This window comes from Roseovarius sp. PS-C2 (assembly GCF_018862045.1).
GTDB lineage: Bacteria > Pseudomonadota > Alphaproteobacteria > Rhodobacterales > Rhodobacteraceae > Roseovarius.
Genome location: NZ_JAHKSQ010000010.1, coordinates 106,643 through 128,318, shown reverse-complemented (window position 1 = coordinate 128,318; position 21,676 = coordinate 106,643). Strand labels below are relative to the sequence as shown.

The 21,676-nt window shown below is 61.8% G+C and carries 22 protein-coding genes and 2 tRNA genes; 17 read left to right on the top strand and 7 right to left on the bottom strand.

Going from position 1 to position 21,676, the window contains the following annotated elements; translation table 11 throughout:
* Positions 1-398 precede the first annotated feature (398 nt).
* The 12 genes from KPG71_RS17155 (at position 399) to KPG71_RS17100 (ending at position 12,190) form a co-directional block, all read left to right on the top strand.
* Positions 399-1,016 carry a TetR family transcriptional regulator C-terminal domain-containing protein gene (locus KPG71_RS17155; RefSeq protein ID WP_216339571.1) on the top strand — a complete coding sequence of 206 codons (618 nt, stop codon included), beginning with the start codon at positions 399-401 and terminating at the stop codon, positions 1,014-1,016.
* Between the two features lie 132 nt (positions 1,017-1,148).
* The gene (locus KPG71_RS17150; RefSeq protein WP_216339568.1) at positions 1,149-3,200 is read left to right on the top strand and encodes an ASKHA domain-containing protein; all 2,052 of its coding nucleotides are present in this window, start codon (positions 1,149-1,151) and stop codon (positions 3,198-3,200) included.
* Between the two features lie 89 nt (positions 3,201-3,289).
* Positions 3,290-3,363 (top strand) — tRNA-Gly (locus KPG71_RS17145).
* 158 nt (positions 3,364-3,521) lie between these two features.
* Positions 3,522-4,133 (top strand): (d)CMP kinase, encoded by a 612-nt coding sequence (cmk, locus tag KPG71_RS17140; RefSeq protein WP_216339566.1) that lies wholly within the window; start codon positions 3,522-3,524, stop codon positions 4,131-4,133.
* A gap of 103 nt (positions 4,134-4,236) precedes the next feature.
* A complete protein-coding gene (gene rpsA / locus KPG71_RS17135) occupies positions 4,237-6,051 on the top strand; it encodes a 30S ribosomal protein S1 (RefSeq protein WP_367397377.1) in 1,815 nt (604 codons plus the stop codon).
* A 318-nt stretch (positions 6,052-6,369) separates the two neighbouring features.
* The gene (ihfB, locus tag KPG71_RS17130) at positions 6,370-6,654 is read left to right on the top strand and encodes an integration host factor subunit beta (protein ID WP_073035611.1); all 285 of its coding nucleotides are present in this window, start codon (positions 6,370-6,372) and stop codon (positions 6,652-6,654) included.
* On the top strand, positions 6,654-7,004 hold the full coding sequence (locus KPG71_RS17125; RefSeq protein ID WP_216339562.1) for a LapA family protein: 351 nt from the start codon (positions 6,654-6,656) through the stop codon (positions 7,002-7,004). Before ihfB ends, KPG71_RS17125 begins: the two co-directional genes overlap by 1 nt.
* Positions 7,005-7,013: 9 nt before the next feature.
* Positions 7,014-7,667, top strand: a complete 654-nt coding sequence (locus KPG71_RS17120; RefSeq protein ID WP_216339560.1) for a phosphoribosylanthranilate isomerase — start codon at positions 7,014-7,016, stop codon at positions 7,665-7,667.
* Between the two features lie 590 nt (positions 7,668-8,257).
* Positions 8,258-9,733 (top strand): cytochrome P450, encoded by a 1,476-nt coding sequence (locus tag KPG71_RS17115; protein WP_301182913.1) that lies wholly within the window; start codon positions 8,258-8,260, stop codon positions 9,731-9,733.
* A 162-nt stretch (positions 9,734-9,895) separates the two neighbouring features.
* Positions 9,896-11,125: a tryptophan synthase subunit beta gene (gene trpB / locus KPG71_RS17110; RefSeq protein WP_216339556.1), complete on the top strand. Its 1,230-nt coding sequence runs from the start codon at positions 9,896-9,898 to the stop codon at positions 11,123-11,125.
* Between the two features lie 111 nt (positions 11,126-11,236).
* Complete coding sequence (locus tag KPG71_RS17105; RefSeq protein ID WP_216339554.1) at positions 11,237-11,611, top strand: hypothetical protein; 375 nt, start codon at positions 11,237-11,239, stop codon at positions 11,609-11,611.
* 33 nt (positions 11,612-11,644) lie between these two features.
* The gene (locus KPG71_RS17100) at positions 11,645-12,190 is read left to right on the top strand and encodes a helix-turn-helix transcriptional regulator (RefSeq protein WP_216339552.1); all 546 of its coding nucleotides are present in this window, start codon (positions 11,645-11,647) and stop codon (positions 12,188-12,190) included.
* On the opposite strand, the gene KPG71_RS17095 is transcribed toward KPG71_RS17100, so the two are convergent.
* The 4 genes from KPG71_RS17095 to pth form a co-directional block, all read right to left on the bottom strand.
* Complete coding sequence (locus KPG71_RS17095) at positions 12,181-12,558, bottom strand: DUF2237 family protein (RefSeq protein ID WP_216339550.1); 378 nt, start codon at positions 12,556-12,558, stop codon at positions 12,181-12,183. The genes KPG71_RS17100 and KPG71_RS17095 overlap by 10 nt on opposite strands.
* 46 nt (positions 12,559-12,604) lie before the next feature.
* Positions 12,605-12,925 (bottom strand): antibiotic biosynthesis monooxygenase, encoded by a 321-nt coding sequence (locus KPG71_RS17090; protein ID WP_216339548.1) that lies wholly within the window; start codon positions 12,923-12,925, stop codon positions 12,605-12,607.
* 61 nt (positions 12,926-12,986) lie between these two features.
* Positions 12,987-14,150: a serine hydrolase gene (locus KPG71_RS17085; RefSeq protein WP_216339546.1), complete on the bottom strand. Its 1,164-nt coding sequence runs from the start codon at positions 14,148-14,150 to the stop codon at positions 12,987-12,989.
* Positions 14,151-14,322: 172 nt separating this feature from the next.
* Positions 14,323-15,006 carry an aminoacyl-tRNA hydrolase gene (gene pth / locus KPG71_RS17080; RefSeq protein WP_216339588.1) on the bottom strand — a complete coding sequence of 228 codons (684 nt, stop codon included), beginning with the start codon at positions 15,004-15,006 and terminating at the stop codon, positions 14,323-14,325.
* 121 nt (positions 15,007-15,127) lie between these two features.
* Here pth and KPG71_RS17075 point away from each other — a divergent pair, with 121 nt between their 5' ends.
* Entirely contained in the window at positions 15,128-15,760 is a 633-nt protein-coding gene (locus tag KPG71_RS17075; RefSeq protein ID WP_253196330.1) for an FkbM family methyltransferase, read from the top strand.
* Between the two features lie 57 nt (positions 15,761-15,817).
* Here the strand turns inward: KPG71_RS17075 and KPG71_RS17070 are convergent, their stop codons facing one another.
* The 3 genes from KPG71_RS17070 to trpA all read right to left on the bottom strand — a co-directional run bounded on the left by KPG71_RS17070 (position 15,818) and on the right by trpA (position 18,743).
* Positions 15,818-16,483, bottom strand: coding sequence for a 50S ribosomal protein L25/general stress protein Ctc (locus KPG71_RS17070; protein WP_216339541.1), 666 nt, complete (start codon positions 16,481-16,483; stop codon positions 15,818-15,820).
* 202 nt (positions 16,484-16,685) lie between these two features.
* Complete coding sequence (locus KPG71_RS17065; protein ID WP_216339540.1) at positions 16,686-17,852, bottom strand: alpha-hydroxy acid oxidase; 1,167 nt, start codon at positions 17,850-17,852, stop codon at positions 16,686-16,688.
* Between the two features lie 99 nt (positions 17,853-17,951).
* On the bottom strand, positions 17,952-18,743 hold the full coding sequence (gene trpA, locus KPG71_RS17060) for a tryptophan synthase subunit alpha (protein WP_216339538.1): 792 nt from the start codon (positions 18,741-18,743) through the stop codon (positions 17,952-17,954).
* A 123-nt stretch (positions 18,744-18,866) separates the two neighbouring features.
* Between trpA and ychF the strand changes: the two genes are divergently transcribed.
* From ychF to KPG71_RS17040, 4 genes are all read left to right on the top strand, one after another.
* Positions 18,867-19,964 (top strand): redox-regulated ATPase YchF, encoded by a 1,098-nt coding sequence (ychF, locus tag KPG71_RS17055; RefSeq protein ID WP_216339536.1) that lies wholly within the window; start codon positions 18,867-18,869, stop codon positions 19,962-19,964.
* Positions 19,965-20,371: 407 nt separating this feature from the next.
* Positions 20,372-20,461 (top strand) — tRNA-Ser (locus tag KPG71_RS17050).
* A gap of 339 nt (positions 20,462-20,800) precedes the next feature.
* Entirely contained in the window at positions 20,801-21,088 is a 288-nt protein-coding gene (locus KPG71_RS17045; RefSeq protein WP_216339534.1) for a hypothetical protein, read from the top strand.
* A gap of 178 nt (positions 21,089-21,266) precedes the next feature.
* Positions 21,267-21,608: a hypothetical protein gene (locus KPG71_RS17040; RefSeq protein ID WP_216339532.1), complete on the top strand. Its 342-nt coding sequence runs from the start codon at positions 21,267-21,269 to the stop codon at positions 21,606-21,608.
* The last annotated feature ends 68 nt before the right edge of the window (positions 21,609-21,676 follow it).

Sequence of the window (21,676 nt, the reverse complement as noted above, 5' to 3'; positions counted from 1 at the left end):
GCGTCTGGCGGTTGTTCCCCCCCGCCACACCCGGCCCGATCTGCGCCATCTCCATCAGGCTGTCCCACAGCCTGTCTCCGTTCACTCGAAGATTCTCACCCGCTGACGACATCTCATTCTCTCCCTGTTTTCGCTTTGCTGCATTGGCCTCTTGTTGGGCCTGTGATCGTGCGTCGTCATGGGATGCGCATCGGTGCGGCAAGTCAAACGCAAATGGATCGCACCATACGTTGACCAATCGGTCAAGAAATTTCTGGCCCCCGGAATCCCACTTTGCCATGATCGCACAGGATGCAGGCAAATCCCAGAACCGGGCCAATCACTCTGTCCGAATGGATGGTCTTTCTTTGAGCCCGAAAATGACGCATATCTGGGGATGTGCCCCTCGGAGACTCTGTATGAGTGACGCGACACCCGCCAAGAAACCCACGCGCATCCAGTTGCGCAACCGAACGCGCATTCTCGATGCCGCGCTCGAAATCTTTTCGCAGCACGGCTACCGGGGGGCGACGCTGGATCAGATCGCGGCTGCGTCGGGCCTGTCCAAGCCCAATATCCTGTATTACTTCGATGGCAAGGAAGACATCCACGTCACCCTGCTCAACCAGTTGATGGACGCCTGGCTCGCCCCCCTGCGCGAGATCGACCCCGATGGCGCTCCGCTGGAGGAAATCCTGCGCTATGTTCACCGCAAACTGGAGATGAGCCGCGAATTCCCGCGTGAAAGCCGCCTGTTCGCCAATGAGATCCTGCAAGGCGCACCGCGTATCGCGCCGCATCTGGAAAGCGGGCTGAAACCTCTCGTGGATGAAACCGCCACGCTGATTTCCGGCTGGATCGCCGAAGGAAAGCTGGCCCCGGTCGATCCCCGGCACCTGCTGTTTTCGATCTGGGCGACAACCCAGCACTATGCCGATTTCGACGCGCAGGTCCGCGTGCTGATGGAGGATCGTCCGGTGCATGAAGGCGCCGGGCAGTATCTCGACACGCTCTATCGGCGGCTTTTGAAACCCTGATCCGGGGCATCGGCGCGGGCGCTGCGCCGCCAAATGCCGCCCGCGTGTCATTTTCTGACGGTTGCAGGCTGTATCCCCGTCAGCAGTGCCTTATGTTCTGCCGAGATGAACGCCAGAGCATGAGGATTCCCCATGTCGCAAGACCCCCTTGTCGTCTTTACCCCGTCCGGCAAACGAGGCCGGTTTCCCAAGGGCACCCCGGTCCTGACCGCCGCCCGGCAGTTGGGGGTGGACCTCGATTCGGTCTGCGGCGGGCGGGGGATCTGCTCGAAATGCCAGATCACGCCCAGCTATGGCGAATTTTCCAAGCACGGCGTGACGGTGGCCGACGATGCCCTGTCCGAATGGAACAAGGTCGAGGAACGCTATGACCAGAAACGCGGGTTGAAGCCGGGCCGCCGCTTGGGCTGTCAGGCGCAGATCATGGGCGATGTGGTGATCGACGTGCCCCCAGAAAGCCAGGTCCACCGGCAGGTCGTGCGCAAGGCTGCCTCGGCCCGCGTGATCGACATGGACCCGGCGACGCGGCTCTATTTCGTCGAGGTGGACGAGCCCGACATGCACGAACCCACCGGCGATCTGGAGCGGCTGGCGCGTGCGCTTGAACGCGAATGGGACATCCCCGGCATTCGCGCCGACCTGTCGCTGCTGTCCAAACTCCAGCCCGTGCTGCGCAAGGGCAAGTTCCAGGTCACCGTGGCGCTGCACAAATCCCACACCGACGATATCGCGCGGCTGATCGAGATCTGGCCCGGCCTGCACGAAAGCGGCCTGTACGGGCTGGCGATCGACCTCGGCTCCACCACCATCGCGGCCCACCTGACCGATCTCGACACCGGCGAGGTCAAGGCCAGCTCGGGCATCATGAACCCCCAGATCCGCTTTGGCGAGGATCTGATGAGCCGGGTCAGCTATTCGATGATGAACCCCGGTGGCGACAAGGAAATGACCCGCGCGGTGCGCGAGGCCCTGAACACGCTGGCCGAGGAAATCGCCAAAGAGGCGGAAATCGACCCGGCGCTGATCGTGGAAACGGTGTTCGTGTGCAACCCGGTGATGCATCACCTTCTGCTGGGGATCGACCCGGTGGAACTGGGACAGGCGCCCTTTGCGCTGGCCACGTCCGAGTCCATCTCGATGCCGGCGCGCGAACTGGACCTGACGGCGATCAACCCGCGCGCCCGTACATATGTATTGCCCTGTATCGCGGGGCATGTGGGGGCCGATGCCGCCGCCGTGGCTCTCAGCGAAGAGCCCGGCAAGTCTGAGGACCTCGTGCTGGTTGTCGATGTCGGCACCAATGCCGAAATCCTGCTGGGCGACACCAGCCGCGTTCTGGCCTGTTCCTCGCCCACCGGCCCGGCCTTCGAGGGCGCACAGATTTCCAGCGGACAGCGCGCCGCCCCCGGCGCGATCGAGGCGATCCGCATCGACCCCGACACCAAGGAACCGCGCTTTCGCGTGATCGGCTGCGACAAGTGGTCGGACGAAGACGGGTTCTGGGAGGAAACCGCCGCCACCGGAATCACCGGCATCTGCGGGTCGGGGATTATCGAGGCCGTGGCCGAACTGCGTATCGCCGGGCTGATGGACGAAAGCGGGCTGATCGGTTCGGCCGAGGCGACGGGCACCGCCCGTTCCGTCCCCGAGGGGCGCACCCATTCCTACCTGATCCACGACGCCACCGCCGATGGCGGGCCGCGCATCACCGTGACCCAGGGCGACATTCGCGCGATCCAGCTGGCCAAATCGGCGCTTTATGCCGGGGCGCGCCTGCTGATGGACCAACGCGGCGTGGACAAGGTGGACCGCGTGGTGCTGGCGGGGGCGTTCGGGGCGCATATCAGCCCGAAACACGCCATGGTTCTGGGCATGATCCCCGACGTGCCGCTCGAAAAGGTGACCAGCGCGGGCAACGCCGCAGGCACCGGCGCGCGGATCGCGCTGTGCAACGTGGCCGCGCGGCGGGAGATCGAAAAGGTCGTGCGCCAGATCACCAAGGTGGAAACCGCCATCGAGCCGAAGTTTCAGGATCACTTCGTGGCCGCCAACGCCATCCCGCACAAGACCGACCCGTTCCCCGAACTGGCCAGGATCGTGCCCCTGCCCAATCCCAGCTTCAACACCGGGGGCGATTCGGGGGGCGACGCGGGCGGTCGCCGCCGCAGACGGCGGCGCGGATAAGCGGCGCCGGGCAGGGCGTAAATTGCTGTCCGCTCGCGCGTTGGCTCTTGACCACGGATCAAGGATTTCCTACCTACGGCTCCTGTCGGGCGGGTATGGTGAAAAGGTATCACGCGAGCTTCCCAAGCTTAAGTTACGGGTTCGATTCCCGTTACCCGCTCCAGAGATTTCCCCATGTGACGATTTCGGGGGCGCTGCCCCCGTCGCCCGTTGGGCGACTCCCCCGGAGTATTTTCGGGAAAGATGAAGAACGCGGTGCGCTCTTGAGGCGGCGGGCGCGATCCTCTAATCCTGACGGTCCGAAACTCCAGGGGGCGTCTCATGGCATTCACCATCGCGATCGACGGGCCGGCGGCGGCGGGCAAGGGAACGGTGTCCAGGGCCGTGGCCGCGCATTTCGGCTTTGCGCATCTCGATACCGGGCTGCTCTATCGGGCGACGGGGCGGCGCACGCTGGACGGGACCGATCCGGTCGATGCCGCGCGCGCACTTCGCGCCAGCGATCTCGAGGCGGACGATCTGCGCACGCCCGACGTGGCGCAGGCCGCCAGCCGTGTGGCCGCCAACCCGCAGGTGCGCGAGGCGCTGGTGGATTTCCAGCGTGCCTTTGCCCGGCGCGCGGGCGGCGCGGTGCTGGACGGGCGCGATATCGGGACGGTGATCTGTCCCGAGGCCGAGGTGAAGCTGTTCGTCACCGCCAGCGACGAGGTGCGCGCCGGACGCCGGTTTCGCGAATTGCAGGAGAACGGGTTCGACACCACCCTTGACGAGGTGCTGGCCGATCTGCGCGCGCGTGACGCGCGCGACAGTGCCCGCGCCACGGCACCTTTGAAGCCCGCCGAAGATGCGGTGCGGATAGATACCTCGCAGATGAGTATCGAACAGGCGGTCGCGGCGGCGATTGCCGAGGTGGAGGCGCGGCTGGCGCGTTGAGCGGCGCATCCTTGCCTGACCTGGCGCAAACCTCATGAAGGGCTTGCAATACAAGGCGCAAGCGGCTAAATGCCCGATGTCGACAAGGCGGTAAACGTCGCGCATAAAGAGATCGGGCAGGGTCGGGATCACCGGCCCTCTTTGTTTTGCGTTCCGCCTGACCAACGAAACCCCAAGACCGGCGGAGACAACCGCACGGCCGGAAAAATGCACTTGTAAAGGACAAACACGCCACATGGCTCAGAACGCATCCATGGAGGAATTCGAGGCCCTCCTTAATGAAAGCCTCGAAATGGACACGCCCAACGAGGGCACTGTCGTCAAAGGCAAGGTCATCGCCGTCGAAGCGGGCCAGGCCATCATCGATGTCGGCTACAAAATGGAAGGCCGCGTCGATCTGAAAGAATTCGCAAACCCCGGTGAAGCCCCCGAAATCGCCCCCGGCGACGAGGTCGAGGTGTATCTGCGCGCCGCAGAAAACGCCCGCGGCGAAGCCGTGCTCAGCCGCGAGATGGCCCGCCGCGAAGAGGCATGGGACCGTCTGGAAAAAGCCTATGCCGACGATCAGCGCGTCGAAGGCGCGATCTTTGGCCGGGTCAAGGGCGGCTTTACCGTCGATCTCGGCGGCGCCGTGGCCTTCCTGCCGGGCAGCCAGGTCGATGTGCGCCCCGTGCGCGATGCCGGCCCGCTGATGGGTCTCAAGCAGCCGTTCCAGATTCTCAAGATGGACCGCCGCCGTGGCAACATCGTCGTGTCGCGCCGCGCCATCCTGGAAGAATCGCGTGCCGAACAGCGCGCCGAGGTCATCGCCAAGCTGACCGAAGGCGACACCGTGGACGGCGTCGTCAAGAACATCACCGAATACGGGGCCTTCGTGGACCTGGGCGGTGTCGACGGCCTGCTGCACGTCACCGACATGGCATGGCGCCGTGTCAACCACCCGTCGGAAATCCTGTCGATCGGCGAAACCGTCAAGGTTCAGGTCATCAAGATCAACAAGGACACCCACCGTATCAGCTTGGGCATGAAGCAGCTTCAGGAAGATCCGTGGGATCTGGTCGGCGCCAAGTACCCGCTGGGCTCGGTTCACATGGGCCGCGTCACCAACATCACCGACTACGGTGCCTTCGTCGAGCTGGAACCCGGCGTCGAGGGTCTGGTTCACGTTTCGGAAATGTCCTGGACCAAGAAGAACGTGCACCCCGGCAAGATCGTCTCGACCTCCCAGGAAGTCGAAGTCATGGTGCTGGAAATCGACCCGGCGAAACGCCGCGTGTCGCTTGGCCTCAAGCAGACGCAGCGTAACCCGTGGGAAGTGTTCGCAGAAACCCACCCCGTCGGCACCGAAGTCGAGGGCGAGGTCAAGAACATCACCGAATTCGGTCTGTTCATCGGCCTGCCGGGCGACATCGACGGCATGGTTCACCTTTCGGACCTCAGCTGGGACGAACGTGGCGAAGACGCGATCCAGAACTACCGCAAGGGCGACATGGTCAAGGCCGTCGTGTCCGAAGTGGATGTCGAGAAAGAGCGTATCTCGCTGTCGATCAAGGCGCTGGACGGCGATCCGTTCGCCGATGCCATCGGTGGCGTCAAGCGTGGCTCGATCATCACCGTCGAAGTGACCTCGATCGAGGACGGCGGTATCGAAGTGACCTATGACGGGCTCAAGTCCTTCATCCGTCGCTCGGACCTCAGCCGCGACCGTGCCGAACAGCGCCCCGAGCGTTTCTCGGTCGGCGACAAGATCGACGTCCGCGTCACCAACGTCGACTCCAAGAGCCGCCGTCTGGGCCTGTCGATCAAGGCCCGCGAGATTGCCGAAGAAAAAGAAGCCGTCGAACAGTATGGCAGCTCGGACTCGGGCGCATCGCTGGGCGATATCCTCGGCGCCGCTTTGAAGGGCGACAACGACTGAGCCTTCCGGCTGATCGAATGAATGAACGGCCCCGCCATTTGGCGGGGCCGTTTCGTTTATGCAGGGGCGGTGCGCGGTGCCCGCACTTGGCTTTCCCTTTGCGAATCAACACTTTTTCTGCACTGCAAAAACGGTCCGGGGTCATGTGCGCCTGGCCTCGACTTGCCGCCAACCCGGCATTTTTTCGCCTTATACGGGAAAAATAGGCTGATTTCGGGCCTTCAGGGGCTGCCTTTCTGTTTCGGTTTTTGACGATCCTGACTATAGTTCACCACAGTGATCTGATGCGCGAATAATAACCAATCCTCGGGGGGGACAATGATCCGATCGGAGTTGATTCAAAAAATTGCCGACGAAAATCCGCACCTCTATCAACGCGACGTCGAGCGTATCGTGAACACCATTTTCAATGAAATCACTTCTGCCATGGCCGAGGGCAACCGGGTCGAGCTGCGTGGCTTCGGGGCCTTCTCGGTGAAAAAGCGCGATGCGCGTGTCGGTCGTAATCCCCGGACGGGTGAATCCGTCCGTGTCGAGGAAAAGCATGTCCCGTTCTTCAAGACAGGCAAGCTGCTGCGTGATCGGCTGAACGGGAAATCCTGATGCGCTATATCCGCTATGCTTCGATTGCCATCTTCGCGCTGGCCCTGATCCTGATCGCGCTGGCCAATCGCAACATGGTGCAGGTCCGGGTGCTGCCCGACGAACTGTCGGGCCTCGCCGCGCTGAATCCCAGCTATGAGGTTCCGCTTTTCGTGGTGATCTTCGGGGGCATCCTGTTCGGCCTTGTCGTCGGGCTGATCTGGGAATGGATTCGCGAACACGGTGAACGGGTCGAAGCCGCGCGCAAGGCGCGCGAACTCAGCGCCCTGCGCGCCGAGGTGCGGCGCCTCAAGGGCGAGAAACACGAAGGCAAGGACGAGGTGCTGGCCATTCTCGACGAGGCCAGCTAAACCGCCCCCATGGGCAGCGACATCAAGATCAAGATTTGCGGGCTGACCGACCCCGCCGACATTCCCGCCGCCATTCTGGCGGGGGCGTCCTATGTCGGCTTCGTGTTCTTCCCCAAATCGCCCCGCCATCTCGAACTCGAGGCCGCGGCGTTCATGGCCGCGTCAGTCCCGGTCGGCATCATGAAGGTCGCGCTGACTGTCGATGCCGACGATGCGATGCTGGATACGCTGACCGGGCAGGTGCCGCTGGACATGTTGCAACTGCACGGCTCCGAAACCCCCGAACGTGTGGCCGAGGTCAAATCCCGCTATGGCCTGCCGGTGATGAAGGCCGTGGGCATCGCCGATGCCGGTGACCTGCCACAGCTCAAAACCTATGGCCGCGTGGCCGACCAGTTGCTGGTGGATGCCAAGCCCCCCAAGGGGGTCGACCGCCCCGGCGGCAATGCGATGGCCTTCGACTGGACCCTGATCGCGGGGCGCCGCTGGCCGGTGCCGTGGATGCTGGCCGGGGGGCTGACGCCCGAAAACGTGGCGCAGGCCGTGCGCCTGACCGGGGCGCGGCAGGTCGATGTGTCCTCGGGCGTCGAAAGCGCACCGGGCGTCAAGGACGCCGACAAGATGCGCGCCTTTGTCGAGGCCGCGCAATCGGGCGCGACCTGAGCGCCGGTCTCGGTCGCGCGGGCGTGGAGCGACATGTGTCGTTCACCCGCGCTTCCGGCGTCTGACCCCGACCGCGGCAAGCATCAGAAAAGCGCTCCCCAGAACGGGCAGGCTGGCAGGCATGGGAACCGGCGAGAGTTGCGGGGTATACGCCACCGCATTCGCCTGCCGCGCCCCTGTCATCAGGTTGAAGCGCGCCGGGGTCCATCTGCACCCGAAACATATAGCGGAAGCTGGCGTCGAAGCTGGCAGTCGTATCGGTCCCGTCCGCGATGGCCGTCGTGGCCGCGGAGAAGTTGCACCCGTCCAACGCCCCGCCGCCTTCGGCGACGTGATCGAAACGGTCGCGCAATTCGCCAATTATCTCGTCGCGTTCGATCAGCGGCACGACAAAATCCCTTGCCGGAACATTCAAAGTACACATTTCGACTGTGTAAGAAAGCGGTCCTGCGCTCGAGCATGAAACGATTTCCAGGCAGGTCCGTTCGCCATATGGGCGATCAAAGCAGCCGAACGGTTTCCGATTTCCGGGTTTGGCCCCTATACTCGCCCCCGAATGTGCGACCCGGAACATGGCGAGACTTTGAGACATGAACATCAGTCCGAGACAGGACAGGCCGTCCGATGCGAAGCCTCGCAAATTTCCGCCCCGCCCGGATGATGGGTTTCCCCTTCTCGGCAACATGCCCGCCTTCGCCGGGAACCAACTGGGCTATCCGGGCAAAGTTACCCGGAAATATGGCGATATCGTCGATCTGAACCTTGCCGGTTGGCGCACATGGCTGGTCAGTGACATGGAGGCGCTGGAACAAATCCTGGTGCGCGATCATGGCAAGTTCATCAAGACGCCCCTGATCTGGCGTCAGATCAGGGCGGTGTTCGGGTTCGGGCTTCTCTCCAGCGACGGAAGCCTCTGGCAGCATCAGCGCCGCCTTGCCGCGCCGCATTTCACGCCCCGGCGCGTGCAGGAGTACGATGCGCTGATCGTGTCGCTCGCCCGGAAAGAGGTCGATCGCTGGCAGGACGAAACCACGTTCGACATTCACCCCCACATGATGAACCTGATGCTCCGTATCGTCACGGGCACGATGTTCGATGCCGATGCGGAATCCGAAGTCGAGATCATGGAACGCGCGCTTACCCTTCTTCTCAAGGAAATGGCGCATCGGTTCCGGCGTCCGGTTCTGATCCCCGACTGGGTGCCGCTGCCATCGAACCGCCGCTATCTCAGGGCAATCGGCGAGATCGACGGCGTGGTGGACCGCCTTCTGCAGGAACGTCGCGTAAACGGCACCCAGGGGCGCACGGATTACCTGTCGTCCCTGATGGACTCGCGGGATGAAAACGGTCAGCCAATGTCCGACACGCAGATACGCGACGAAGCGGTGACCGTCCTTCTTGCGGGCCACGAAACCACCGCGTTGACCATGACATGGGCTTTCTACCTGCTGGCGCGGCATCCGGATATTCAGGCAAAGGTGATCGCCGAAATCGAATCGGAAATCGGGCATCGCGACGCCACCAGCGCCGACATGCCAAAACTGCAGTACACGCAGGCCGTCATAACGGAATCCATGCGCCTTTATCCGGCGGGCTGGATGTTCGGGCGCGAGTCGACGCAAGATTGCGAGATCAAGGGCTATCACTGCCCCAAGGGCACGCAGATCCTGATCGCCCCGTGGGTGCTCCACCGCGATCCTCGGTATTATGACACCCCAGAGGCGTTCCGCCCCGAGCGCTGGCTCGACGGTCTTGCGCAGAGGCTCCCGCGTTACGCCTTTCTGCCGTTCGGGGGCGGGCCGCGGATCTGCATCGGCAACAGCCTCGCGCTGCTCGAAACGACCCTCTCGCTCGTCACGATCCTTCAGCGCGGCACGCTCGAATGGCGCGGGAACCAGCCGGTCAAACCCTATCCTTCCGCAACGCTCATTCCCCAGGGCGGCGTTCATGTCGCCTTCCGGCGCCGGAACGGAGAGGCGTCGAGCGAGGATCGTCTGGCCACCGCGTCTTCCCCTTCGGGACCCGCACAAGGGCGGAATGACGCCGGGGCACCAGGGCTGCCGTGAACCGGATGTCACGACGCTGTGCAAACGCCGGACCGGCGACAGGGCAGGGCCGTTTGATCCCCTGGCCATGCGCCCCTTGCGCCCGTCGGTTTTCGCTGGAAAATCGCGCCTGCGTCCCATATTGAACGTCAGGATAAAGGCCCAGACGGGAAGGCAAATACCATGAACGATCTTTTCAATTCCTTCATGACCGGACCCGATGAAAAGGGGCGGTTCGGCGATTTCGGGGGGCGGTTCGTTTCCGAAACCCTGATGCCGCTGATCCTCGAACTGGAAAAACAGTACGAACACGCCAAGACCGATCAGTCCTTCTGGGACGAAATGCACGATCTGTGGACCCATTACGTAGGCCGCCCCAGCCCGCTCTATTACGCCGACCGGCTGACCAAACACCTCGGCGGGGCCAAGATTTATCTCAAGCGGGACGAGCTGAACCACACCGGCGCGCACAAGATCAACAACGTGCTGGGCCAGATCATCCTGGCCCGCCGCATGGGCAAGACCCGCATCATCGCCGAAACCGGCGCCGGGCAACACGGCGTGGCCACCGCCACCGTCTGCGCCAAGTTCGGCCTGAAATGCGTGGTCTACATGGGCGCGCATGATGTCGAGCGCCAGAAACCCAACGTCTTCCGCATGCGCCTTCTGGGGGCCGAGGTGATCCCGGTGACCTCTGGCCGCGGCACACTCAAGGACGCGATGAACGACGCGCTGCGCGACTGGGTCACCAATGTGCGCGACACGTTTTATTGCATCGGCACCGTCGCCGGTCCGCACCCCTATCCGGCGATGGTCCGCGATTTCCAGTCGATCATCGGCAAGGAAGCCAAGGAACAGATGCAAGCCGCCGAAGGCCGCCTGCCCGACACCCTCGTCGCCGCCATCGGGGGCGGCTCGAACGCGATGGGCCTGTTCTATCCGTTCCTCGACGACAAATCGGTCAACATCATCGGGGTCGAGGCCGGCGGCAAGGGCGTGAACGCCAAGATGGAGCATTGCGCCTCGCTCACCGGCGGGCGGCCCGGCGTGCTGCACGGCAACCGCACCTACCTGTTGCAGGACGATGACGGCCAGATCCTCGAAGGCTACTCGATCTCGGCAGGGCTCGATTACCCCGGCATCGGCCCGGAACACAGCTGGCTGCACGATATCGGGCGCGCGCAATACGTGGCGATCACCGACAAGGAGGCGCTCGAAGCCTTCCAGTTGTGCTGCCAGCAAGAGGGGATCATCCCCGCGCTGGAGCCCAGCCACGCGCTGGCCCATGTGATGAAGATCGCGCCGACCCTGCCCGCCGATCACCTGATCTGCATGAACATGTGCGGTCGGGGCGACAAGGATATCTTCACCGTCGCGCGTCACCTCGGGTTCGACATGGACGATGCCGACTGACCCATAAACCCCGGTTTATGGCCCCTGTTCTAAACCCCCGGTCCACTGGCGCCGGGGGTTTTTCGTGCCTAGTATGATACCGACCACGCCCCGTTGCGGGCCTGCAAAGGTATGACACCGATGAACCGCCGCCACTTTACCGCTGCCCTTCTGACCCTGCTCGTTCCGCTCGGGTCGCAAGCCCATGCCGGGGCCGCGCAGGATCGGATCATCGCGCAACTGCGCGATCAGGGCTTTGACGAGATCACCGTCACCCATACCCTGCTGGGCCGTGTCCGTATCGTCGCGCAAGAGGACGACACCCTGCGCGAGATCATCCTCAACCCGTCCACCGGCGCGATCCTGCGCGACTACTGGACCGAGCTGGACGACGATGATGACGACGACGATGACGATGATGATGACCGCGACGACGATGATGATGACGACGACCGCCGTCGCGGCGTTCTGGATGACGATTACAAGCGCGGAAAAGACGATGATTGATCCCATGCCGCCTGCAAACCATCGGTGCGCGGCATGAAGGCCCCGCTGTCGCACCTGGCGCTGTTCGCCGTGCAATTCGCCTGCGCGGCGGTGTTCCTCTACGACATCCTCGCCAATCTCCTAGGGCTGCGCGCCGCGCCGATCAGTTGGCAGTTCTATGAATTCATCGAAATCGGTGCCGCGCTCGGGCTTGTTCTGGGGGCCGTGGTGTCGGGCTGGCTGTTGGTGCGCGCGATCACCCGCCAACGCCGGGCCGAGGCCAGTTTGCGCCTCGCCTCGGGCGCGTTCATGCAGGTGCTCGAAGAGCGCTTCGATCAATGGGGCCTGACACCGGCGGAACGCGACGTGGCCCTGTTCTCGGTCAAGGGGCTGTCGCTGTCGGAAATCGCCGCCATGCGCAACACGTCGGACGGAACGGTCAAGGCGCAAAGCAACGCCATCTACCGCAAGGCTGGGGTCAGCGGCCGCGCCCAGCTTCTCAGCCTGTTCATCGACGATCTCATGGCCGAGGCCCTGCCCGGCGTGCCCGAACACGAAGCCCTGCCCAAGGCACAGGCCGACGAACCCGCTCAGGCCTGATCGGCGTGTTCCCGCAACACCTGTAGCGGTACGATGTCCAGCGCACGCTCATGCGTGGCCTCCAGCCGCACCCTCGGTGCACAGCCCTCGTCATGGGCCTGCAGAAAGCGCGCGGCGCACAGGCACCACTGATCGCCGGGGGTCAGCCCGGCAAACCCGAATTCGGGGCGCGGGGTGCTCAGGTCGTTGCCCACATATTTGGAATAGGCCAGGAATTCCGCCGTCATCAGCGCGCATACCGTATGGCTGCCCTGATCTTCGGAACAGGTGTTGCAATGCCCGTCGCGGAAAAACCCCGTCACAGGGTCTTGCGAACACATTTGCAGCGCACCCCCCAGCACGTTCACGGGATCGTCCTTGCCTATCATCGCGCATCCTCCGTTTGGGCAAAGGATAGCACGATACACGGCGAAATCATCCCTCGTGCAACACCGTCTCGAAACCCTCGAACGAGGGCGGCCCCATCAGGGAGTCCTTCGTCTTCGATTGTCCGGCATTCTTGTGGGCATCGCGGAATTGCTGCGATCTGGTCCAGGCCTCGAACGCCTCGCGGCTCTCCCAGATCACATGGCTGGAATACAGCCGATAGCCGTCGCCATCCGGCCCCTTCAGCAGGCGGAACTCGCGGAATCCTTCCATGTCCTTCAACCGGCTTTCACGTTCGGCCCATGTGGTTTCGAACTGTGCCTCGTGCCCGTGCCGCACCTTGAACCGGTTCATCGCGATAAAACTCATTGCGGCCTCCATTGGCAATTTCCCGCACCAGTAAATAGGGCGTGCTGGCAGGGTCAACCGTCTACAGCGCCTCGGCGATGCGGCGCATCATCCCGACGTTTTCGGCATGTGCACCGGGGTCGCGAAACTGCCGGTCGGCGGCTGTGACGACGATCACCACGTTGCGGGTCTGGTCTATGTAGATGTATTGCCCGTAAATGCCGCGCGCCATGAATACGCCTTCGGGGGCGTCCACCGGCATCCACCACTGATAGCCATAGCCCATCTCGCCCGGTTCGGTCGGGGCGCTGGCGCGGGTCGATACCGCAACCCAGTCCGCCGGAACCACCTGCCGCCCCTGATATGCGCCCATTTGTTCGAACATCAGGCCAAAGCGCGCGTAATCCCGCGTGCGCATGTTCAGCCCGCCCAGAACAAAGGCCACGCCCTCGCCATCGCTCACGTAATAGGGCGCGGCTTCCAGCCCCAGTGGCGCGATCACCTTTTCCGCCATCAGGTCGGGAATGCTGCGGCCTGTCGCCCCGCGCACGACCATGCCGATGACATGCGTGTCGATCGAAACGTATTTCCACCGCTCGCCCGGCTGCGCCGCCCGCGCCGTCAGCCCGGCGGCAAACCCGTCCATCGTGCCGCCAAGCGCCAGAACCCGGCCCATCCGGTTGATGTCGGAATCATAGTCCAGGTAATCCTCATCGAATTCCACACCGCTGGTCATTTGCAGCACATTGCGAATCGTGGCCCCGTCATAGGCGCTGCCGGCCAGTAGCGGGGCATACTCCGTCACCGGCGCGTCGATAGAACCGATCGCCCCTTCTTCCAGCAATATGCCGAACAGCGCCGACAGATAGCTTTTCGCCATCGACCAGCTTATGCGCCGGTCTTCGGCGCCGGTGCCCTTGTGGTAACTTTCGTGAACGATTTTGCCCTCGTCCAGCACCAGAAGCGAGGTCAGATCGCGCGCCGCGATCCAGTCCGTCACCCCCTCTGGCAGGGTCATCGGCTCGCCCTGGGGCAGGTCCGATACCGGCCCGTCGCCGCGCGACACGGGCACCGTCAGGAATGCCCGCTCCATGTTCGAGAAATTCCCGACGATCTTCCCCTCGTCGAACAGCGTGTTGACCGCCCACAGGCGGGTGATCTCTTCGCGCTTCCACAGGCCCACCACGACAGCGGCCAGAAGCGCCATCAGCACCAGCCGCAAACCCCATTTCAAAATTGTCCGCATGTCGCGTGCTCCTCGCCCCGTTTGCGATCAGCAAAGCACCGCCACTTGCCCGCGTCCAGCGTGACGCGACGACGTGAAATGCGCCGGTTGTGTCCATGATGGATGCAACTTCTGCGATGACCCCGGATTTTCGTACAAAACGCGCGTACACTTCGTACGTATCGTACAAAACTCAGCGGAACTTATCGACGAGCTTCTGCATCGCGCTGCGGGTGTCTTCGGAGGGTAGTTCCACCGGTTTTTCTGCGGGTTTTTCCTGGGCCTTCGGCTTGGGGTTGGCGGGCTTCGCCGGGGTCATGCGTTGGGCTATGGCATTGAGAAACCTGTCTTTTCTGCCATCTGCCAGGTCCGGCGCACCCTCCGCGATCCCACGCATCAGATCGTCCAGCCATTCGGCATCGGCCCTGGCGAAATCCTGCAACACGTAATGCGCCACCAGTTCCTTGCGCCCCGGATGCCCGATACCAAGTCTAACCCTTTGATATTGTTCGCCAATATGCTGATGAATCGACCGCAGCCCATTGTGCCCGGCATGCCCGCCGCCCATCTTGACCCGCACCTTACCTGGGGCAAGGTCCAGTTCGTCGTGAAAAACCGTTATATCATCGGGGGTTAGCTTGTAGAACCGCATCGCTTCGCCCACCGACTGGCCGCTCAGGTTCATGAAGGTCAAGGGCTTGAGAAGTAACACTTTTTCCCCGCCCAAACGCCCTTCGCACAATTCGCCCTGAAATTTCTGCTTCCACGGCCCGAATCCATGATCTTCGGCGATTCGATCCAGCGCCATAAAGCCGATATTGTGCCGGTTTTTCGCGTATTTGGTGCCGGGATTTCCCAAACCCACAAATAGTAGCATTGCCGTGGCCCCTGTCTTTGGTGATTGTGGTCTAAGCCGCATGACGCACGGAATCAACGAACAAGGGATGGTAATGGCCGAATACGAGTTAAATGGCGTAAAACTGGAAATTCCCGATGCCATGCTCAGCAAACGCATCGCCGAAAAATTGGAAAAAGGCCGCTACGAAGGCCACGAAGCCCAGGCCGCCCTGATGCGCGTGCGCGGCGGCAGCCGCGTTCTGGAACTGGGATCGGGGCTTGGCTATATCGCCACGATCTGCGCCGCGATTGCGGGACCGGAAAACGTGACCACGGTCGAGGCCAACCCCGACATGTTGCCAGTGGTGCGGGATAATCTGGACCGGAATGGTTTCCAGAGCGTTACCTTGCTGCACGGCGCCGTGACCGGCCAGGTGGGCGGTGAGGAAGCCATTGAATTCGAACGCACAAAGGCTTTTTGGGGCGCGTCGATCGCAAGGGAGGGCTCCAACCGGGACACGATTGTCAAAGTGCCGCTCCTGCGCCTGTCCGACCTGCTGGTCACTTATCGCCCGCATATCGTGATCATGGATATCGAAGGGGCCGAGCAAACCCTGTTCGACGCGCCGTGGCCCGAACACGTTCGCAGCGTCATGATGGAACTGCACCCCGGCCGTTACCCCGACACGACGATCAAGAAGATCGTCGATTGCATGTCGGCCTCGGGCCTTACCTATGATCCGGGGCCATCGCGCGGTCGTATCCTTGGCTTTCGCAAACTGCGCGGGGCATGAAAAAACGCGGGCCGTTTCCGACCCGCGTTTTCCACATGTTCTCAAGCGGATAGGAGCTTATTCCTCGCCGCTCTCGGCTGCTTCTTCTTCGCCCACGGTCGGAACCTCGGCCGCATCTTCAGCGCCTTCTTCCTCGTCCTCATCGGAACTCAGGGCAGACGGGGCCGAGATGTTGCAGATCACGAAGTCACGGTCGATTGTCGGCTTGGCGTCGGTCGGCAGGTCCACCTGACTGATCGTCACGGTATCGCCGATTTCCAGCCCCGACAGATCGACAGTGATCTTTTCGGGGATGTCGCCCGCGGTCACGATCAGTTCGATCTCGTTGCGGATCACGGTCAGGAAGCCGCCTTTGGTGATGCCCGGTGCGGCGTCTTCGTTCACGAACTCAACCGGAATGAAGAGGTTGATCTTGGTCGTGCGGCGCAGACGCATCAGGTCGAGGTGCGTCGGCAGGTCCTTGACCACGTCACGCTGAACGTCGCGGCAGATCACGCGCACGTCTTCGTGCCCGTCAACCTTGAGGTTGAACAGGGTGGACTTGAAGCGGCCCTGTCTCAGCTTCTTGATCAGGACGTTGTAAGGAATCTGAATCGGAAGCGGATCGACGTCGCCACCAAAAACAATGCCCGGAACCATATGTGCACGACGTGCTGCACGAGCGGCGCCCTTGCCCGTCCCCGTGCGTTCCTGGGCGTGAAGATCAGGAATTTCTCCAGCCATGATATTCTCCATAAGTTAGGGCGGGGTTCCTCCAAGGCTGTAACCCCGCGTGAAGCCGCGCGTATAGACCGGATTTTCCAACATGAAAAGGCCGAAAACACGCACTCGCCCGTATTGTGGGACAATACTGCCGATCCCCTGACCGGGCCACACCTGTCGCGGTGGTTTCCGTTCTGTCAAAGGGGGCGGCTGCGGCCCTGTCTCAGCTTTGCCAGCGGCCCTCGAAGCCTTCGGGAATCATCAGGATATCGCGGTCGAGCGTTTTGACATCCGTGCGCCCACACAGCGCCATCGACACGTCCAGTTCCTTGTGAATGACTTCGAGCGCCTTGGTGACACCTGCTTCGCCCATGGCGCCAAGACCATAGACAAAGGCCCGCCCGACATAGGTGCCCTTGGCCCCGAGGCTGAGCGCCTTGAGCACATCCTGACCCGAGCGAATCCCGCTGTCGAGATGCACCTCGATCTTGTCGCCCACGGCGTCCATGATCGCGGGCAGCGCGCGAATGGCGCTTAGCGCGCCATCGAGTTGCCGCCCGCCGTGGTTCGACACGATAATCGCATCCGCCCCGACATTCAGCGCCTCGCGCGCATCGCGCGGGTCCATGATTCCCTTGATGATCAGCGGGCCATCCCACATCTTTCGGAATTCACGAATGCGGTTCCAATCCAGCGAGGGGTCAAAGGCGCTGGCGGTCCAGTCCGTGAGAGACGACGGATCGGACACCCCTTTGGCATGACCGACGATATTGCCGAAGAACCGCCGTTTCGTGCCCAACATGCCCAGACCCCATTGCACCTTGGTCATCATGTTGGCCATTGATTTGGCGGTAAGCTTGGGCGGGGCGGACAGGCCGTTTTTCAGATCCTTGTGCCGTTGGCCGAGAACCTGCAAATCCACGGTGATCATCGCGGCCGAACATTTGGCGTCTTTCGCCCTATCGAACAGGCGCTGCATGAAATCGTCGTCCTTCAGCGTATAAACCTGCATCCAGAACGGTTTGTCCGTGTTCTCGGCCACATCCTCGATCGAACAGATCGACATGGTGGACAGCGTAAAGGGAACGCCGAATTTTTCGGCGGCGCGGGCGGCCTTGATCTCGCCGTCGGCGTGTTGCATGCCGGTCAATCCGACCGGGGCCAGCCCCACCGGCATCGACACGTCTTGACCCACCATCTGGCTGGCCGTGCTGCGCCCGTCCATGTCGACCGCCACGCGTTGCCGCAGGTAGATATCCGAGAAATCCGTGGTGTTCTCGCGAAAGGTCTGCTCGGACCAGCTACCGGATTCCGCGTAATCATAAAACATGCGCGGTACACGGCGTTCGTAGATGCGTTTGAGGTCGTCGATGCAGGTGATCACGGGCATGGCGGGAATCCATCTGGAAACTGGTCAGGTTTAGTTACCAGTGAAGTCGCGCGCGCGCAATGAGCCCTTGTTTCAGGGTTCCACACCTGGGTGCGCCGATCAGGCGGAATGCGCTCCTTCGGCCAGTCCGCGAACGAACTCCAGCACTTCGGGGACGGTGGCTCCATCGGCCAGCTTGCCCACGATGGCCGAGCCCACGACCGCACCGTCGGCGACCCCGGCGATTTCGCGGCTGGTTTCGGGGCTGCGGATACCAAAGCCCACGATCACCGGCAGATCGGTTTTTGCCTTGATACGCGCCACTTCGGGGGCGACGTCGGCGGCCTGCGCCGCGGCCGCGCCGGTGATCCCGGTGATCGAAACATAGTAGACAAAGCCCGATGTGTTCTGGAGCACCTTGGGCAAGCGCTGATCGTCGGTGGTGGGGGTCGCGAGACGGATGAAGTTCAAACCGGCCTTCTGGGCGGGAATGCACAGCTCGTCGTCTTCCTCGGGGGGCAGGTCCACCACGATCAGCCCGTCGATTCCGGCGGTCTTTGCGTCAGCAAGGAACTTGTCGACACCGCGGTTATAGATCGGGTTGTAGTAACCCATCATGACGATCGGCGTCGTGTCGTCGGCTTTGCGGAACTCGGTGGCCATGGCCAGCGTCTTTTCCAGTGTCTGCCCGCCCTCGAGCGCGCGCTGTCCCGCCAATTGGATCGTCGGGCCATCGGCCATCGGGTCTGTAAAGGGCATGCCCAGTTCGATGATGTCCACGCCCGCGCCGGGCAGGCCCTTGATGACCTCCAGCGAGGTGTCATAATCCGGGTCGCCCGCCATCACATAGGCGACAAAGGCCTTTTTCCCTGCGGCGGTCAGCTCGGCGAATTTGGCGTCGATACGGGTCATGGTGGCATCCTGTGCTTGATCGGGACGGGTTTGGCGGAAAGGCGGGTGAAAATCAATGCCCTGCTTGACCTCTGTCCGCTTCGCACCCTAGATGCGCGCAATTCAGTTTCAGGAGGGCCGGTCATGGGCTTCAAGATGGGGATCGTGGGGTTGCCCAACGTGGGCAAGTCGACGCTGTTCAATGCGCTGACGAAAACTGCGGCGGCGCAGGCGGCCAATTTTCCGTTCTGCACGATCGAGCCCAATGTGGGGGAGGTGGCCGTGCCGGATGCGCGCCTTGATACGCTGGCCGAAGTCGCCGGGTCGAAACAGATCATCCCGACGCGCATGACCTTTGTGGACATTGCCGGGCTGGTCAAAGGCGCCTCCAAGGGGGAAGGGCTGGGCAATCAGTTTCTGGCCAATATCCGCGAAGTCGATGCGATTGCCCATGTGTTGCGCTGTTTCGAGGATGGCGATGTGACCCATGTGGAAGGACGCGTCGATCCGGTGGAAGACGCCGAGGTGATCGAGACCGAACTGATGCTGGCCGATCTGGAATCCATCGAGAAACGCCGCGCGGGCCTGGTGCGCAAGCTCAAGGGCAACGACAAGGAGGCGCAGCAACAGGATCGCTTGCTGGCTGCCGCGCAGGAGGTTCTGGAAGAGGGCAAGCCGGCCCGCCTCGTCGAGGTGTCCGAGGATGACGCCAAGGCGTGGAAAGGCCTGCAATTGTTGACCACAAAGCCGATCCTCTACGTTTGCAACGTGGACGAAGGCAGCGCCGCGTCAGGCAACGAGTTTTCGGCCCGGGTCGAGAAAATGGCCGCCGAGCAGGGCGCGGCCATGGTCATCATCTCGGCGCAGATCGAGGAGGACATCAGCCAGTTGGACGCCGAAGAGGCCGCCATGTTCCTCGAGGAAATGGGGCTGGAAGAGGCCGGGCTGGACCGCCTGATCCGCGCGGGGCATAAGCTGTTGAATCTCGAGACCTATTTCACGGTTGGCCCCAAGGAGGCCCGTGCCTGGACGATCAGGGTGGGGACCACGGCGCCCAAGGCGGCGGGGGTGATCCACGGGGATTTCGAAAAGGGCTTCATCCGGGCCGAGACCATCGCCTTTGACGATTTCGTCGCCTGCAAGGGCGAACAGGGCGCCAAGGAAGCCGGCAAGATGCGCGCCGAGGGCAAATCCTATGTCGTCAAGGATGGCGACGTTCTGCACTTCCTGTTCAACACCTGAGCCGGACACTCCTTAACCGTTCCTGACAGGAGCGCGCGCAGCATCCCGGCGCTTGCCGCCGAATCATGCGCCAAGCCCTTGGTTAACAGGGGCTTGGCCGGGAAACGGGCGTTCGGTATCGCGTCGGTAGTCCATCGGTATCGTGTTGGTGCGCCCGACAGGCGGGGTGCGGATGAACCGGGCGTTCGGTGACGGATCGTACGTTGCGTACGCGTGTTTCGTACGTTTCGAAGGGCGTGCCGCAAGGGTGGGCCTGGACCGAAATGGGATCAGCGAGTGGCGCGCGCCTTGTTGTTACCGGCTCCGGGGCATGGTCATGCCGCTATTTGGCCCTGATCCCGATTTGGATGAAATTGGGGGCCAATTCCGACTTGCCCCCCCGTGCGGCTTTCGATAAACGCGTCGGCGGAGACGTGGCCGAGTGGTCGAAGGCGCTCCCCTGCTAAGGGAGTAGGCCCGGAAGGGTCTCGAGGGTTCGAATCCCTTCGTCTCCGCCACCGCAATCTATTTTTCCTTATAATTTCAGCGCATTACTTGTTTGCGGGCGAGGCGTTTCCCACATTTTTACCCACGTATATTTTACGTTGGCGTAGGAATTTACGGGAACATTAACTTTTTTGTTCTGAATTGACGGCGCAAAAATTTGACTGCCCCCGCCGGTTCCACAGCTAAAGTGCAAGAAAAGTAACCCACCCCCCGTTGTTTTCGTCAGGATAGTATCCTCTTATCGCCCAAAGCCCGGAATGCGGGCACTAATCCGACAAGAAAAGGCGAAGGGAGTAATTATGCGCTTGTGGATGCTTGCACCCATTGTTGCCATAGCTGGCTGCGTTCAAATGTCAGAGATTGTAAGTTCAAAGCCTGTGCGCCTCAGTTCTGCACAAATGACAGAAATTAAATCAGAGGTAACACAAGACTTCCTCGATCCGTTCAGCGCACAGTTCCGAAACATCCGTGCGGTAGATGTGTCGCTTGCCAACGGCCAACAAGAAAGGCGCGTGTGCGGTGAAGTGAATGGCAAGAACCGTATGGGAGGCTATGTCGGCTTTTCAATGTTCGGCGGAGTCATTGTTAATGGTGACTTCCAGCAGCGTGATTTTTTCTCGCCGTGTGAGAATTGGTGATTTAGTGCTTTCTAAAAATAGAAAAGCGAGAGCACGACGTGCGTCTGCAAATTTGCGTCGTGGTGCATTCCTGCATCAGGCCGAAATTTTCAGGGTTTCCGGTTCCTAACAGACAACCCCATCGTTAGCGTAACCTTCGTGATGCTCAAGCATCCAGCCAAGAATTCTGGAGGATTATATGAAGCCTGTAACATTATTGATGTGTTCGGCAATTGCAGTAACCGCAGCTTGTGCCAAAAAACCGGAAACCATTGATGCAGCTTATGTATCGCCTACCACTTATCAAGATTGGAATTGCCCTCAGTTAGCGGCTGAAGCTCGCCGCGTTGACAACGCCCTAGCAAAAGCCTCTGCGGCTCAAAACAAGGCGCGCGGGAACGATACAGCAGGCGTTATTTTGCTCGGCCTTCCGGTTTCCACGTTGTCTGGCGGAAATGTGGCCGATCAGATTGCACAGCTAAAGGGTCACAAGCAGGTCATTGAGCAGACACAAATCCGCAAGAACTGCATGCCCTCTTGATGTGTATGTAACCAAAATCGTTTGCGGCAGCCGAAAGAACCGGCTGCCGTTCGCTAGAGAAATTACCA

Excerpts from the sequence above, each read along its gene's own strand:
- KPG71_RS17155 (WP_216339571.1), top strand. The coding sequence starts at position 399 with ATGAGTGACGCGACACCCGCCAAGAAACCCACGCGCATCCAGTTGCGC.
- KPG71_RS17125 (WP_216339562.1), top strand. The coding sequence starts at position 6,654 with ATGCGCTATATCCGCTATGCTTCGATTGCCATCTTCGCGCTGGCCCTG.
- ychF (WP_216339536.1), top strand. The coding sequence starts at position 18,867 with ATGGGCTTCAAGATGGGGATCGTGGGGTTGCCCAACGTGGGCAAGTCG.
- KPG71_RS17075 (WP_253196330.1), top strand. The coding sequence starts at position 15,128 with ATGCTCAGCAAACGCATCGCCGAAAAATTGGAAAAAGGCCGCTACGAA.
- KPG71_RS17090 (WP_216339548.1), bottom strand. The coding sequence starts at position 12,925 with ATGAGTTTTATCGCGATGAACCGGTTCAAGGTGCGGCACGGGCACGAG.
- KPG71_RS17100 (WP_216339552.1), top strand. The coding sequence starts at position 11,645 with ATGAAGGCCCCGCTGTCGCACCTGGCGCTGTTCGCCGTGCAATTCGCC.
- trpA (WP_216339538.1), bottom strand. The coding sequence starts at position 18,743 with ATGACCCGTATCGACGCCAAATTCGCCGAGCTGACCGCCGCAGGGAAA.
- trpB (WP_216339556.1), top strand. The coding sequence starts at position 9,896 with ATGAACGATCTTTTCAATTCCTTCATGACCGGACCCGATGAAAAGGGG.
- KPG71_RS17120 (WP_216339560.1), top strand. The coding sequence starts at position 7,014 with ATGGGCAGCGACATCAAGATCAAGATTTGCGGGCTGACCGACCCCGCC.
- ihfB (WP_073035611.1), top strand. The coding sequence starts at position 6,370 with ATGATCCGATCGGAGTTGATTCAAAAAATTGCCGACGAAAATCCGCAC.
- KPG71_RS17070 (WP_216339541.1), bottom strand. The coding sequence starts at position 16,483 with ATGGCTGGAGAAATTCCTGATCTTCACGCCCAGGAACGCACGGGGACG.
- KPG71_RS17150 (WP_216339568.1), top strand. The coding sequence starts at position 1,149 with ATGTCGCAAGACCCCCTTGTCGTCTTTACCCCGTCCGGCAAACGAGGC.
- KPG71_RS17040 (WP_216339532.1), top strand. The coding sequence starts at position 21,267 with ATGAAGCCTGTAACATTATTGATGTGTTCGGCAATTGCAGTAACCGCA.
- KPG71_RS17105 (WP_216339554.1), top strand. The coding sequence starts at position 11,237 with ATGACACCGATGAACCGCCGCCACTTTACCGCTGCCCTTCTGACCCTG.
- KPG71_RS17085 (WP_216339546.1), bottom strand. The coding sequence starts at position 14,150 with ATGCGGACAATTTTGAAATGGGGTTTGCGGCTGGTGCTGATGGCGCTT.
- KPG71_RS17045 (WP_216339534.1), top strand. The coding sequence starts at position 20,801 with ATGTCAGAGATTGTAAGTTCAAAGCCTGTGCGCCTCAGTTCTGCACAA.
- KPG71_RS17095 (WP_216339550.1), bottom strand. The coding sequence starts at position 12,558 with ATGATAGGCAAGGACGATCCCGTGAACGTGCTGGGGGGTGCGCTGCAA.
- KPG71_RS17065 (WP_216339540.1), bottom strand. The coding sequence starts at position 17,852 with ATGCCCGTGATCACCTGCATCGACGACCTCAAACGCATCTACGAACGC.
- pth (WP_216339588.1), bottom strand. The coding sequence starts at position 15,006 with ATGCTACTATTTGTGGGTTTGGGAAATCCCGGCACCAAATACGCGAAA.
- cmk (WP_216339566.1), top strand. The coding sequence starts at position 3,522 with ATGGCATTCACCATCGCGATCGACGGGCCGGCGGCGGCGGGCAAGGGA.
- KPG71_RS17115 (WP_301182913.1), top strand. The coding sequence starts at position 8,258 with ATGAACATCAGTCCGAGACAGGACAGGCCGTCCGATGCGAAGCCTCGC.